This is a genomic window from Microvirga tunisiensis (assembly GCF_009296175.1).
GTDB classification, from domain to species: domain Bacteria; phylum Pseudomonadota; class Alphaproteobacteria; order Rhizobiales; family Beijerinckiaceae; genus Microvirga; species Microvirga tunisiensis.
This window is the reverse complement of the sequence record NZ_VOSK01000008.1, coordinates 36,308-49,299: the sequence shown is the minus strand read 5'-3', so window position 1 is coordinate 49,299 and position 12,992 is coordinate 36,308. Positions and strand designations below refer to the sequence as shown.

Genomic DNA, 12,992 nt, shown 5'->3' with positions numbered 1-12,992 from the left:
TTCATCCAAGACGGTTCCGCATCCAGCGCGCATAAGGCTCGGAAAATGAGCAGGGCCATGGATCAAGCAAATCCCTTCACCGTGAATTATCGCCGAGAAATCAAAGCCGGCCTGCGCGACATTGCACCTATCGTGGTAGCGGCCATCCCCATCAGCCTCCTCTTCGGCGCGGTGGCGGCCGCCAAGGGACTGTCGCCGCTGGAAGTCACGGTGATGTCGGCTCTCGTGTTCGCGGGCGGGGCGCAGTTCGCCGCCATCGAGACATGGATCCATCCCGCGCCCATCCTGACGCTTGCTTTCGCGACGCTGCTGATCAATGCACGGCACGTGCTGATGGGAGCCTCGCTGGCGCCCAAGGTGCGCATGTCACGCGTCCAGAAGTTCCTGAGCTTCTTCTTCCTGACCGACGAGGCCTGGGCGCTGTCCGAGCGCCGCGCGATGGAGCGGCCGGTGACAGGCGCATATTGGGCCGCCATGGGCGTCGTGCTGTGGGCGAACTGGACCTTCTTTTCAGGTCTCGGAGCGATCCTCGGCTCGTTCCTCGGCGATCCGGAACGGATCGGCGCGGATTTCGCCTTCACGGCCCTGTTCATCGGCCTTGTCGCCGGGTTCGGACGCAGCCGCGTGACCCTGGTGACGGTTGCGGTCAGCGCCGGCGTCGCGGCTCTCGTGCATCACTTCATCGGCGCGCCCTGGCATGTGGCTTCGGGTGCGCTTGCCGGCATCGCCGCCGCCTATCTGGCGGCTCCCGAGGAGGCGCGCTCATGAGCCTCGACACGACGACTCTGCTGGCCATCGTGGCCATGGCACTTGTGACCTACGTCACCCGCATCGCGGGTCTTTTCGTCGCCGATCGCCTCGTGCTCACGGGGCGCGCCAAGGCCGCCTTCGACGCGATCCCGCCGGCGGTGCTGGTCGCCGTGATCGCGCCGACGGCGCTCACGACCGGATGGGTGGAAGCCATTGCCGCAGCGATCACGGCGGTTGCCGCATTCAGGCTCCCGCTGCTCGGGACAGTAGCGGTCGGCGTGATCTCCGTCGTTCTGCTGCGGAACGTGCTTTAACCAATCGCCTGCGTGGCGTTCTCCAGCCATGCCCGCGTCTCGGCATCGAGCTGCGGCCCGATCTTCTCGCGCACTGCAGCGTGATAGGCGTTGAGCCATGCGATCTCGTCGGCCGTCATGATCGCGGGCTCGACCAAGCGCAAGTCAATGGGCGTGAAGGTCAGCGTCTCAAAGCCCATCATCTCACGATCAGCGCCGGGAATCGTGCGTGGCTCCACGAGGATCAGGTTCTCGATGCGGATGCCGTAGGCGCCCGGCTTGTAGTAACCCGGCTCGTTGGAGAGCATCATGCCCACTTCCAGCGGCGTATGCCCGGTCTTGGCGATGCGCTGCGGACCTTCGTGCACCGAGAGATAGCTGCCGATGCCGTGGCCCGTGCCGTGATCGAAATCGAGACCCGCCTCCCAGAGCGGCTTGCGGGCGAAGGAATCGATCTGCGCGCCCGTCGTGCCCTTCGGAAACACGGCCTGCGCGATGGCGATATGGCCTTTGAGCACCCGGGTGAAGCGATCCTTCATCTCAGCCGTCGGCTCCCCCACGATGATCGTGCGGGTGATATCCGTCGTGCCGTCCTCGTATTGCGCGCCGGAATCGATCAGGAAGATCTGGTTCAGCTCGAGGGCCCGGTTGCTCGAACTCGTGACCCGGTAATGGGGCAGAGCGGCATTGGGACCTGCGCCGGAAATGCTCGGGAAGGAGACGTTCCTCAAAGCGCCAGTCTCGATGCGGAAGGCTTCCAGCGCCTCGACCGCATCGATCTCGGTGAGCTTGCCCGAGGGCGCCTCGCGGTCCAGCCAGGCCAGGAAGCGTGCGACCGCCACGCCGTCGCGCAGATGGGCGGCATGGGAGCCCGCAATCTCGGCCTCGTTCTTGACCGCCTTCATGAGAGCGATCGGATCGGCTCCGACGTCGACCGTGCCGCCGGTCGCCTCGATGCGCCGGATGAGAGCGACAGCGCCGGTCGCGGAATCGATGCGGATCTTGCCTCCTGTTTGGCCCAGTGCATCGAGAGCGCCCTGGAAGGTGCTGATCGGTGCAAAATCCGCGAGATCACCCACGGCCGCGCCGGCCTCGTTCGTCACTTTCGCCGGGTCGAAGAAGAGGCTGGCGCGGCCCTCCTTGGGAAGGATGGCATAGCCGAGAGGCAGGGGCGTGTGCCCCACATCGCCACCGCGCAGGTTGAAGGCCCAGGCAAGATTGTGCGGATCGGAGATGACCAGCGCATCGAGCTTAGCCTCAGCCATCTTCTTGCGGATGCGCTCCAGCTTGGCAGGCGCGGCCTCGCCCGCATAGTCGAGCGGGTGCGGTCTTACCGGAGCCTGCGGCGGGGCCGGGCGGTCGATCCAGATCACGTCGACCAGATTGATGTCGACCGGGGCAAGCTTCCCGCCGGCGCGGCTCACGGCCCGCTCCAGCCGTTTCAGGCCATCGCCGGTGTGGAGCCACGGGTCATAGGCCAGCACGCCACCCGCCGGGAGACGCTCGGCAATCCAGTCCTCAGGCGTGGAGGCAGTGAGTTGGACCGGGGTAATGACAGACGTATCCACCTGCTCGGCAGCCTGGACCGTGTAGCGTCCGTCGACCACGAGAGCAGCCTCGTTCTGGAGGATTACGGCCGTGCCTGCGGAGCCCGTGAAGCCGGTGAGCCAAGCCATACGCTCAGCGCTCTTCGGGACGTACTCTCCCTGATGCTCGTCGGCGCGCGGGACGATGAAACCGTCGAAGCCGCGTCTCGCCATCTCGGTGCGCAGTTTGGCGATGTGCTGCGGGCCTTGAGAGGGGGAGGTCATATCGTCGAAGAACTGGAACTGAGCCATGGAAATCAGCACCGAAGGTCGGAAATGAAGAGGGCGACACGCTAGAGCATCGGACCCAAAAGGGAAAACCACTTTTCGGGTTGATCCAATGGAAACGGAGGCCGTCAAGATCCCACACGGACGCTGCCGCAGAAGGCGGCAACAGGCCCATGAAACATGCACCGAGCGCCTGGAAGTTAATCATTCATGGCAATGCCCTGCAATGGGTGCATGACGAACATGTGATCTTATGACTTCAACTAAAGTCGGACCGAGCTTATCTTCCTGATAACGAAAACAGAGGAACGCTGAAGGGGCTCAGCACCAATCTGTTGGAGATGAGCCCATGATCACAGCCGTTTTATCTTTCACCCTCGTCGGTCACGTACAAGCCCCTTCGAAGCTCTCGCAGGTGGCCACACGCTTCATGAGCGCGCTCGTGGAAAGCCGCGCCAGGAGGGCCGCACGGGAGTTGCGCCGCCACGAGGCTTTCGTGAGCGACCTGAGCCGCAGACAGGACCATTCATCGCTCTTCCTCGGCCAGTCCGAGCTTCTGCCCGTCAAGATTTAACCGTTCCATTTCAAAGCGAGACAACACCATGATCATCATCACCGCCATGAAGGCCATCCGCGACGTCTGGGCTGAAAGCCTCAAGCTGCGCAGCGAGCTCGCCAAGCGCTATCCGGGTGTTCTGTCCGAGTAATGAGAATTAGTGGCGGGGCAGCGGACGAGCGTTGCCCCGCCTCAGCACCAGCGCCGCCCAGCCGTCGAGATCGTAGCGGCGCTGCAGATACCAGCCCTGATGGGCATAGGCTGACAGGACTCCGGGAACGTCTCGAGCCAGCAGGCCCGACAGAATGATCGTCCCGTCCCGGCTCGCCACATGCGCCAGCGAGGGCGCCAGCATCCGCAGGGGCTTTGCCAGGATATTGGCAAAGACCAGATCGAAATGGCCCGCACGGTCAGCCTCCGCATGGCGGATGCCGGGGCCTACGTAGAGCTTCATAAAGGCCCCGATCCCGTTCAGCCGCGCATTCTCGCGCGCCACGCGCACCGCTTCCGGATCGATGTCGCCAGCCACCACGGGCCGTTTCAGAATCTTCGCGGCGGCAAAACCCAGAATGCCCGTGCCGGTGCCGACATCAAGCACATGGCGGGGCGTGCGCATCTTCAACTCATCCACAAAAGCGAGCAGGCAGCCTTTGGTCGTGCCGTGATGGCCCGTGCCGAAAGCCAGGCCCGCCTCGATCTCTATGGCGATGTCGCTGGGGCGGCGCTCGTGACGATCATGCGAGCCATGGACGAATATGCGGCCCGCACGGACAGGCTTGAGACCCTCCAGCGAAGCCTTCACCCAATCCTTCTGTTCGAGAGGAAGGAAAACGCCCTTGTCCGCCTCTACCCCGACGAGGGGGCGCAACAAGTCACGGATTGCGGCCTCGTCGGGCTGATGCGCGAAATAGGCCTCCAGCATCCACGGCCCGCCATCCTCCGTCTCGAAGGAGGCAACGGCCGTCTCGGCAGGATCGAAGATCTCGCCGATCATGTCGGTCATGACGCGTGCGGAGCGCTCGTCCGTGGTGATGCGGAAGACGTGGGTGGGGCGATTGGGGTGCAGACCTTCGAGCATGACCTCGCCTTATCACCCCTCGGGCCGGAGGTCACCTGTCCGTGAGATCCGGCTTTCCCTGGAACCGTCAGGGTGGCGTCCCGTTGTGCCCTCACCTGATGTCGGCCGTGGTCTGCGGACCGACGGCTGCGATTTTACTCTCCCAGGAGATCCCCAATGCCCGGACGTCTTTTCGATAAGGTGACCATCGTGACGGGTGCCGGTACCGGTATCGGTGAAGCGATCGCGCTCAAATTTGCCCAGGAGGGCGCGCGTCTTCTCCTTGTCGGTCTGCCGGACGATCCGGTGGAGAATGTCGCTCGCACGATCAACGGAGCCGGTGGCTTCGCGGAGATCTACCTCGGCGACATCGCCGACGAGCACCATGCTCAGGCAGCCGTCGAAGCCTGCGTGAGTGCTTATGGCCGCATCGACATTCTCATCAACAATGCAGGCGTCTTCCTGGCCGTTGCCGAGACGCAGGATTATCCCATCGACAAATTCGACGAGACGTTTCGCTCGAATGTGCGCTCGGTCTTCCTGATGACCAAGTTCGCCTTACCCCATCTGCAGGAGACGCATGGCAGCATCATCGCCACGGGATCGGAGGCCGGCATGCTCGGCCACCCGAAAAATACCCCCTATGGCGGCACGAAGGCCTTCATTCATTCCTTCATACGTGGTGTGGCGGCGGAACAAGTTCCCTATGGCGTGCGTGCCAATTGCGTGTGCCCCGGCCCCATCGATACCGCTTGGACGCACAAATCTACGGGGCCAATGGACGCTGAACTCGCCACCATGATCACGCAGGCCACTCCCATGGGCCGGCGCGGCACGCCCGAGGAAGTCGCGAACGTGTTCTGCTTCCTGGCTTCCGACGAGGCGAGCTTCGTCACGGGCGCGCTTTACACGGTGGACGGCGGCATCACGATTTCGAAAGGACCGGTCGGCGCCAAGGCCTCATCGCATTTCAAGAAGCAACCGAAAGGCAAGCTGCCGACGCGCCACTCGCATGACGGCTTGAAGAACAAGGATTACGAGACCCTGACCTGAGCCGGAATTCGAGGAACTGACGCTCGCTCTCAGGCTGGCGTCAGTTCTCTGGCTCCTTCGAGAACTTTGAGGCGCTCGGCTTCCTTGGCCTTGTACACGCGCTGAGCATCCGTGATGTAATCGCGCACGATGGGCGCTGCATCGCGCTTGCGCGCCAGTTGCATATGGAACACGAGCTGGCTGCCGGTCGTGAACATGGTCTCGGCGCTGATGAGATAGAACTCGAACATCCGGCAGAATCGCTCGTCGTACATGGCAGCGATCTTCTCGCGGTTGGCTTCGAAGCGCCGATGCCAGTGGTTAAGCGTCTTGGCGTAGTGAAGACGCAGGAATTCGAGATCGGTCACCCACAATTGGTTCTGCTCGACAACCGGGAAAACCTCCGACAGGGCAGGGGAATAGGCGCCGGGAAAGATGTATTTGCGCAGCCATGGGCTCGCGGTGCCGGGCGGACTCATCTTGCCGATGGAGTGCAGCACCATGAGGCCTTCATCGTCGAGCAGCGCATTGATCTTGGCGAAGAACTCGCCGTAATGCTGCACGCCCACATGCTCGAACATTCCGACTGATACGATGCGGTCGAACTTCTTCTCGACCTTACGGTAATCAAGCAGTTCGAAGCGGACGCGATCGGACAGGCCGGCTCGCCGTGCCTTCTCGTTCGAGAGTTCGTACTGTTCCTTGGAGAGCGTGACGCCCGTGACGTCCACGTCCTCCATTGCGGCGAGGTAGAGCGCGAGATCGCCCCAGCCGCTGCCGATATCGAGGATCTTCAGGCCGGGCTTGAGCTGAAGCTTCGAGGCGATGAGCCGCAGCTTGTTCTGTTGTGCCTCTTCCAGCGTGTCGTCGTCGTTGATGAAGTAGGCGCAGGAATACTGCATTCCCTTGTCGAGGAAGAGCTTGTAGAAGTCGTTTCCGAGATCGTAGTGATGCGCCACGTTCTGCTGCGCCTTCCCGACCGGATTCGCCTGCTGGAATCGCTTTACGGTCCGCGAGATGCGCTTGAGCACGTTCTGGAGCGGATAATTGGCCAGGGTCGAGCGGTTCATCGAGAAGAGGTTGAGGAAGTCTCTCAAGTTGGAGCCATCCTCGAAGCTCATGCGCCCATCCATATAGGCTTCACCGGCATGCAGTTCCGGATTGAGAAAGAGCTTGTGATAGAGCGAGCGGTCCGTAAGTCGCATGGTGACGCTCGGCCCAGGCCTCTCACCACCGAAGACGTGCACACCGCCTTCCGCGTCGATCACCTTTAGAGTGCCGGCACGAATGAAGGATTTCAGCATGTGGGACAGCGGGAACATCGGGGCCTCTGATAATTGTTCGGTTGCAGCGGATGCTTCCACAGTTGTACGCAGGTGGCTAGAGGGTAATCGCCTAGATCAGGAATAGTCTAAAGTACAGGAAAGACAGCCTAATTCGGGAACAACCGAGAATCGCTCTTGTTGGAAGGCTGACCCTCGTGGGGCCGAGGGTCGCCACTCAATCAATTGTACAGGAGCAGCCGATGTTCTTTCGTCAGCGGCAAATGGCTTACCATGCCAAGCCAGAGAAACCCGATCCGCTCTTTGCCAAGATGCTTCAGGAGCCCCTCGGCGGACAATGGGGCGAAATCAGCGTGATGATGACCTACCTGTTCCAGGGTTGGAACTGCCGCGGTCCACAGAAATACAAGGACATGATCATGGACATCGGCACCGAGGAAATCGGCCATGTCGAGATGCTCGCAACCATGATCGCGCGCCTGCTCGAAACCTCGCCTATCGAGCAGCAGGAGGATATGGCCAAGAACTCAGTGGTCGGCGCCGTCATGGGCGGAGCCCGGGTCGAGGATGCCATCGTCGCCGGTATGAATCCTCAGCACTATATCGTTGCCGGTCTCGGCTCCCGCCCGAACGACAGTGCGGGCAATCCCTGGACGTCGGCCTACACCATCGCAAGCGGCAACCTCCTTGCTGATTTCCGCTTCAACGTGACGGCCGAGAGTCAGGGGCGCCTGCAGGTCAGCCGGCTCTACAACATGACGAACGATCCCGGCGTGCGGGATATGCTGTCCTTCCTCATCGCGCGCGACACCATGCACCAGAACCAGTGGCTCGCCGCCATTCGCGAATTGGAAGAAGACGGGCTCGAAGAGACGCCAGTGCCGTCGAATTTCCCGCAGAGCCTGGAGAAGAGCGAGGTCGCCTACCAATTCCTGAACCACTCCGAAGGAATGGAAAGCCAGCAGGGACGCTGGGCGCAAGGACCTGCGCCGGACGGCAAGGGAACCTTCACCTATGTGGATCGTCCGCCGGCCTACACGGAAGACGAAGGTCAGCTCAACCCGGTCGATCCCCGCACCTACGGTACGCCGCCCGCACCAGTGCCACCGGCGGCTGCGGAATAGTTGGTCGATTGAATGATTGGCCCAGTGTCATGCCCGGCGTCGCGCCGGGCATTTCTCTTCAGCCCAACGCCTCGACAAAGCTGTCCAGCACCATCTTCCGCCCAGCCTTGTCGAACTCGACGGTGAGCTTGTTGCCGTCGACGGCTTCGATAGTACCGGGGCCGAACTTGGTGTGCAGGACGCGTCCGCCGACAGCAAAGCCCGAGCCTCCGGTGGATTTGGCCACCAGCTCGCCCTCGATCAGCATCGGTCCGCGCCTTTCGCCGGAACGGCGGGTGGAATAGCCGCCATCCCCCGTCGAGGCGCGGTGGGCCTGAGCGCGCTGCCAGCCAGGTGTCTGGTAGGAGGAGCCGCTGAAGGGCTGCGTGCGATCGAAGCGCGAGCCGCCGCCGTAGCCGCCGTAGGAGAAGTTCGCGGGAGCCTCCACGATCTCCACGTTCGTCTCCGGCAGATCGTCGACGAAGCGGCTCGGCACGGTCGAGTTCCACAGGCCGTGGATGCGTCGGTTGGAGGCGAAAAAGATCTTGGCGCGACGCCGGGCACGGGTGAGGCCCACATGGGCAAGGCGGCGTTCCTCTTCCAGTCCTGCACGACCGCTCTCGTCGAGCGCGCGCTGGTTCGGGAAGAGGCCTTCCTCCCAGCCGGGCAGGAAGACAGTGTCGAATTCCAGGCCTTTGGCCGCGTGAAGCGTCATCAGGCTTACGCGCTCGGCGGTGTCGCTCTCGTTAGCTTCCATGACCAGGGAGACGTGCTCGAGGAAGCTCTGCAAGTCCGGGAATTCCTCCATGGAGCGCACGAGCTCCTTGAGATTTTCCAGGCGCCCTGCCGCATCCGCCGATTTGTCCTTCTGCCACATGTCGGTATAGCCGGATTCCTCCAGCACCGTCTGCGCGACCTCGGACTGCGTCATCGTCTCGGAGAGCTTGGACCAGCGGCCGAAGGAGATCAGAAGATCGCGCAATGTGGCGCGGGGCTTGGGCTTCAGCTCGTCGGTCTCGACGATGAAGCGAGCAGCCTCCATCAGGGGAACGCGGGCGGCGCGGGCGTGGTTGTGCAGCACCTGGATCGTCGCATCGCCCAAGCCACGCTTCGGCGTATTCACGATCCGCTCGAAGGCGAGATCGTCCGCGGGCTGGTTGACGACACGAAGATAGGCTAGCGCGTCGCGGATTTCCGCGCGCTCGTAGAAGCGTGGGCCGCCGATGACGCGATAGGGGACGCCGAGCGTCACGAGCCGGTCTTCGATCTCGCGCATCTGGGCGGAGATGCGCACCAGGATCGCGATCTCAGAGAGCGAGTGCTTCTTGGAATGCAGGGCCTCGATTTCCTCGCCGATAAGACGCGCCTCGTCCTCGGAATCCCAGGCGCCGGTGATCGTCACCTTTTCACCCGGCTCGTCTTCCGTGCGCAGGGTCTTGCCGAGGCGGCCCTGGTTCTTGGCGATGAGCCCGGATGCGGCGGAGAGGATATGGCCGGTAGAGCGGTAATTGCGCTCCAGGCGGATCACGGTGGCGCCGGGAAAGTCGTGCTCGAAGCGCAGGATGTTGTCGACTTCTGCACCGCGCCAGCCATAGATCGACTGGTCGTCGTCGCCGACGCAGCACAAGTTCTTGCGCGCCTGGGCAAGGAGCCTGAGCCAGAGATACTGGGCGACGTTGGTGTCCTGATACTCGTCCACCAGCATGTAGCGGAAACGGTTCTGGTACTGCTCCAGGATGTCGGGATGCTCGCGCCAAAGGCGCAGGCATTCGAGCAGCAGGTCGCCGAAATCGACGGCGTTGAGAACCTTCAGCCGCTCCTGATAGGCGCGGTAGAGTCTTCCACCCTTGCCGTTGGCGAAGGCGCCGGCTTCACCGGCGGGAACCTGATCGGGTCCGAGACCCCGGTTCTTCCAGCCGTCGATATGGGCGGCGAGCTGGCGTGCAGGCCAACGCTTCTCGTCGATGCCCTCAGCTTCGATCACCTGCTTCATCAGGCGAAGCTGATCGTCGGTGCCGAGGATGGTGAAGTCGGAACGCAGACCGACCAGCTCCGCATGGCGGCGCAGGATCTTGGTGCCGATGGAGTGGAAGGTGCCGAGCCATTGCATCCCCTCGGCCACCGGACCGATCACGGAAGTGATGCGCTCGCGCATCTCCCGCGCCGCCTTGTTGGTGAAGGTCACGGCGAGGATCTGAGACGGGTAGGCCTTGCCGGTGGCGATCAGGTGCGCGATCCGGGTGGTGAGCACGCGGGTCTTGCCGGTGCCGGCGCCCGCCAGTACGAGAACCGGGCCCTCGGTGGCCTCGACAGCAGCACGCTGCTCCGGGTTCAGACCGTTCAGATAGGGCGATTGCGGCGCGACCGCCGCACGGGCGCGGGCGCTCAAGGAGCCGGACGCCGGCTGCTCATGGGCAAGGCTATCCTGCGGATCGGGTCGGTTGTCGGACTGATTCATCAGCGGGACCATGGATCAAAAGGCGAACGGCGTCGAGCCCGAAGTCCTGTCGATCCTGCCGCAGGCTCGAACTTCCGGGCTTCAAACTCATTGTCGAATAAGGCTTCCCTTGCCATATGGGTATGGCAGGCCCGAAGAGGAATGTCCCATGCGTCTCATGGTGGCCCTTGCCATCGTCTCAAGCCTTGTCGTGCCCCTGGCCGTACCGGCCGAGGCTCAGACGCGTCTGCCGCGTACCAGCCCTGCGGAGCGGAGCACGGACGACATTAACCGACGGATCCGGCAGGATCAGCGGATTCTGGGTGTCGAGCAGGATATCTGGAGCGAAAGCAGCCGGATTCGGCAGAATGTCGAGCGCGACCGTCTTTTTGCTCCTCGGTACCTTCCCCCAGTACCGCGCGCGGGTTGTGCGCGTGGAGCAGTTTGTTAGTGGCGTGTGCCCGAGGCCGATAAGGCGTCCTGAACCTCGGCCTTGTGTGGGATGCCGATCACTCGGCCCAGGGATTGCGGCCTCGTCAGGCGGGCATGGGTGATCTTCATAACGGCGAGATTGGCGGCGATGTCGTCCGGGAAAGGGGTTACCTTCCGGGTTTCCATGTCCACGTGGAGGGACAGGCCCTCCATCGATGCGGCAACCCAGCCTTCACCGGCATGGCGGATTTCCAGGTAATAGTGGATGCGCTTCTCGTCGAAATCGACAAGCTGGAGCGTGACGCGCACCCGATCCTGCATCCTCAATTCGCGCTTGTAGACGGTGTGAATCTCAGCCGCGAAGAAGGATGCCTTGCGCGTTTCGAGATAATCGTGGCCCAGGCCCACCAGGCTGAAGCCTTCCTCCACCGCCCGGTCGAAGAGCACGTGGTAATAGGCCATGTTCATGTGGCCGTTATAGTCGATCCAAGCGGGTTCTACCCGCATCGTAGAGGACACGAAGGGCGCAAAGAAAAAGACGGGCGTCCGCTTCTCCATGGTCAGGCTCGTCTCTCGATGCCGCTCAGATGATCATCCCTTTATCTGAAAGAGACAAATGTTAGCACGTTCAGGCGGCCTGTGAATGAGGGGTACGGCATCTTTCTCATCCGGAGTGTTGCCTTTGCAACGGTTCTGGTAGCTATGGGTGAAATGAGCATCACAACCGGATCTGAAGCCTCCATGAATGCCCCCCAAGTGACTGTCCGTCAGAAAGCGACGGATGCTTCCATTGCCGCATTGTCGTCCGACTTGTCTCAGCGTTTCGGCGATCGGGTCGCGACTTCGGCTGCCGTGCGCGAGCAGCATGGGCATACGCTGACCTGGGTGAAGAATCAGCCGCCGGACATCGTGGTCTATCCCCGGACCACGGAGGAGGTTTCGGAGATCGTGAAACTCTGCGCCAGGCACGGGGTTCCGATCATCCCCTATGGCACTGGCACGTCTCTGGAAGGACATATCAATGCTCCCTATGGCGGAGTTTCCATCGACCTGAGCCTGATGAAGCGCATCATCGCCGTGCACGACGAGGATCTGGACTGCGTGGTCGAGGCTGGCGTGACCCGCAAGGAACTGAACGAGTTCCTGCGGGACAAGGGCCTGTTCTTCCCCATCGATCCGGGGGCGGACGCCTCGATCGGCGGCATGGCGGCGACGCGCGCATCCGGTACCAATGCGGTCCGCTACGGGACCATGAAGGACGTGGTGCTGGCGCTCACCGCCGTGCTGCCCAATGGCGAGATCGTGAAGACGGCGAGCCGCGCCAGGAAAAGCTCGGCGGGCTACGACCTGACCCGCCTGCTCATCGGCTCGGAGGGAACGCTGGGAATCGTCACTGAGATCACCCTGAAACTCCACGGCATTCCGGAGGCGATTTCGGCGGGAATCTGCCCGTTCCCGACCGTGAAGGCGGCCTGCGACGCGGTGATCATGACGATCCAAACCGGCATCCCGGTGGCGCGCATCGAACTGCTCGACGAAGTCCAGGTGAAGGCGGTCAACCTCCATTCCAAGCTGTCCCTGCCGGAGAGCCCGCTGCTGCTGACGGAGTTTCATGGATCCGAGGCCGGCGTGCAGGAGCAGGCGGAGCGCTTCGGCGAGATTGCGGCCGAGTTCAGCGGCGGGCCGTTCGAGTGGGCGACGAAACCCGAGGAGCGCTCACGCCTCTGGCAGGCAAGGCACGATGCCTATTGGGCGGCCAAGGGGCTGCGCCCCGGTGCTCAGTCCGTTGCGACCGATGTGTGCGTGCCGATCTCCCGCCTTGCGGAATGCGTCGACGCCACCAAGCAGGACATCCTGGAAAGCGGCCTTATCGCTCCCATCGTCGGCCATGTGGGCGACGGCAATTTTCACGTTCAGCCTCTCGTGAACACGGATGACCCTGCGGAAATCGAGGCCTGCGAAGCCTTCGTGGACCGGCTGGTGCGGCGGGCGGTCGCCATGGAGGGTACCTGCACGGGCGAACACGGCGTGGGCCAGAAGAAGATGAAGTACCTGGAAGTGGAGCATGGACCGGCGGCGCTCAACCTCATGCGCGTCTTGAAACAGGCGATCGATCCCCACAACATCATGAACCCAGGCAAGATCGTTGCGCTTTGACGGTGGAACACATGGAACAAAGCTCCCGGTCCTCGGCGTCATGGGGTAAGGACGTCTCAGAGTAACGGAGAAGAGGCA

General features: G+C 62.5%; 12 protein-coding genes. 7 read left to right on the top strand and 5 right to left on the bottom strand.

Features of this window, described 5'->3' with window-relative positions; translation table 11 throughout:
* Positions 1 to 57 precede the first annotated feature (57 nt).
* Together FS320_RS04925 and FS320_RS04920 are read left to right on the top strand one after the other, a co-directional pair.
* Positions 58 to 768: an AzlC family ABC transporter permease gene (locus tag FS320_RS04925; protein WP_152709877.1), complete on the top strand. Its 711-nt coding sequence runs from the start codon at positions 58 to 60 to the stop codon at positions 766 to 768.
* The gene (locus FS320_RS04920; RefSeq protein WP_152709874.1) at positions 765 to 1,064 is read left to right on the top strand and encodes an AzlD family protein; all 300 of its coding nucleotides are present in this window, start codon (positions 765 to 767) and stop codon (positions 1,062 to 1,064) included. The genes FS320_RS04925 and FS320_RS04920 overlap by 4 nt, the downstream gene beginning before the upstream one ends.
* Here FS320_RS04920 and FS320_RS04915 read toward each other — a convergent pair.
* Positions 1,061 to 2,881 (bottom strand): aminopeptidase P family protein, encoded by a 1,821-nt coding sequence (locus FS320_RS04915; RefSeq protein WP_152709872.1) that lies wholly within the window; start codon positions 2,879 to 2,881, stop codon positions 1,061 to 1,063. The genes FS320_RS04920 and FS320_RS04915 overlap by 4 nt on opposite strands.
* A 325-nt stretch (positions 2,882 to 3,206) precedes the next feature.
* On the opposite strand from FS320_RS04915, the gene FS320_RS04910 reads away from it, so the two are divergent.
* Complete coding sequence (locus tag FS320_RS04910; protein WP_152709870.1) at positions 3,207 to 3,431, top strand: hypothetical protein; 225 nt, start codon at positions 3,207 to 3,209, stop codon at positions 3,429 to 3,431.
* Between the two features lie 139 nt (positions 3,432 to 3,570).
* Here FS320_RS04910 and FS320_RS04905 read toward each other — a convergent pair whose 3' ends face one another.
* Positions 3,571 to 4,491, bottom strand: a complete 921-nt coding sequence (locus tag FS320_RS04905) for a 50S ribosomal protein L11 methyltransferase (protein WP_152709868.1) — start codon at positions 4,489 to 4,491, stop codon at positions 3,571 to 3,573.
* Positions 4,492 to 4,647: 156 nt separating this feature from the next.
* On the opposite strand from FS320_RS04905, the gene FS320_RS04900 reads away from it, so the two are divergent.
* Positions 4,648 to 5,523: an SDR family NAD(P)-dependent oxidoreductase gene (locus FS320_RS04900; RefSeq protein ID WP_152709867.1), complete on the top strand. Its 876-nt coding sequence runs from the start codon at positions 4,648 to 4,650 to the stop codon at positions 5,521 to 5,523.
* A gap of 29 nt (positions 5,524 to 5,552) precedes the next feature.
* On the opposite strand, the gene FS320_RS04895 is transcribed toward FS320_RS04900, so the two are convergent.
* Positions 5,553 to 6,824, bottom strand: a complete 1,272-nt coding sequence (locus FS320_RS04895; protein WP_152709865.1) for an SAM-dependent methyltransferase — start codon at positions 6,822 to 6,824, stop codon at positions 5,553 to 5,555.
* A gap of 203 nt (positions 6,825 to 7,027) precedes the next feature.
* Here FS320_RS04895 and FS320_RS04890 point away from each other — a divergent pair, with 203 nt between their 5' ends.
* A complete protein-coding gene (locus tag FS320_RS04890; protein ID WP_152709862.1) occupies positions 7,028 to 7,909 on the top strand; it encodes a manganese catalase in 882 nt (293 codons plus the stop codon).
* 58 nt (positions 7,910 to 7,967) lie between these two features.
* On the opposite strand, the gene FS320_RS04885 is transcribed toward FS320_RS04890, so the two are convergent.
* Complete coding sequence (locus tag FS320_RS04885; RefSeq protein WP_244626975.1) at positions 7,968 to 10,346, bottom strand: ATP-dependent helicase; 2,379 nt, start codon at positions 10,344 to 10,346, stop codon at positions 7,968 to 7,970.
* A 148-nt stretch (positions 10,347 to 10,494) separates the two neighbouring features.
* Between FS320_RS04885 and FS320_RS04880 the strand changes: the two genes are divergently transcribed.
* Positions 10,495 to 10,776 (top strand): hypothetical protein, encoded by a 282-nt coding sequence (locus FS320_RS04880; RefSeq protein WP_152709860.1) that lies wholly within the window; start codon positions 10,495 to 10,497, stop codon positions 10,774 to 10,776.
* Here the strand turns inward: FS320_RS04880 and FS320_RS04875 are convergent.
* Positions 10,773 to 11,315, bottom strand: coding sequence for a thioesterase family protein (locus FS320_RS04875; RefSeq protein WP_152709858.1), 543 nt, complete (start codon positions 11,313 to 11,315; stop codon positions 10,773 to 10,775). The two genes, FS320_RS04880 and FS320_RS04875, sit on opposite strands and share 4 nt — an antisense overlap.
* A 183-nt stretch (positions 11,316 to 11,498) precedes the next feature.
* Between FS320_RS04875 and FS320_RS04870 the strand changes: the two genes are divergently transcribed.
* On the top strand, positions 11,499 to 12,914 hold the full coding sequence (locus FS320_RS04870; RefSeq protein WP_152709856.1) for an FAD-binding oxidoreductase: 1,416 nt from the start codon (positions 11,499 to 11,501) through the stop codon (positions 12,912 to 12,914).
* Positions 12,915 to 12,992 lie beyond the last annotated feature (78 nt).

Excerpts from the sequence above, each read along its gene's own strand:
- FS320_RS04900 (WP_152709867.1), top strand. The coding sequence starts at position 4,648 with ATGCCCGGACGTCTTTTCGATAAGGTGACCATCGTGACGGGTGCCGGT.
- FS320_RS04880 (WP_152709860.1), top strand. The coding sequence starts at position 10,495 with ATGCGTCTCATGGTGGCCCTTGCCATCGTCTCAAGCCTTGTCGTGCCC.
- FS320_RS04915 (WP_152709872.1), bottom strand. The coding sequence starts at position 2,881 with ATGGCTCAGTTCCAGTTCTTCGACGATATGACCTCCCCCTCTCAAGGC.
- FS320_RS04895 (WP_152709865.1), bottom strand. The coding sequence starts at position 6,824 with ATGTTCCCGCTGTCCCACATGCTGAAATCCTTCATTCGTGCCGGCACT.
- FS320_RS04920 (WP_152709874.1), top strand. The coding sequence starts at position 765 with ATGAGCCTCGACACGACGACTCTGCTGGCCATCGTGGCCATGGCACTT.
- FS320_RS04910 (WP_152709870.1), top strand. The coding sequence starts at position 3,207 with ATGATCACAGCCGTTTTATCTTTCACCCTCGTCGGTCACGTACAAGCC.
- FS320_RS04875 (WP_152709858.1), bottom strand. The coding sequence starts at position 11,315 with ATGGAGAAGCGGACGCCCGTCTTTTTCTTTGCGCCCTTCGTGTCCTCT.
- FS320_RS04925 (WP_152709877.1), top strand. The coding sequence starts at position 58 with ATGGATCAAGCAAATCCCTTCACCGTGAATTATCGCCGAGAAATCAAA.
- FS320_RS04870 (WP_152709856.1), top strand. The coding sequence starts at position 11,499 with ATGAATGCCCCCCAAGTGACTGTCCGTCAGAAAGCGACGGATGCTTCC.
- FS320_RS04905 (WP_152709868.1), bottom strand. The coding sequence starts at position 4,491 with ATGCTCGAAGGTCTGCACCCCAATCGCCCCACCCACGTCTTCCGCATC.
- FS320_RS04890 (WP_152709862.1), top strand. The coding sequence starts at position 7,028 with ATGTTCTTTCGTCAGCGGCAAATGGCTTACCATGCCAAGCCAGAGAAA.
- FS320_RS04885 (WP_244626975.1), bottom strand. The coding sequence starts at position 10,346 with ATGAATCAGTCCGACAACCGACCCGATCCGCAGGATAGCCTTGCCCAT.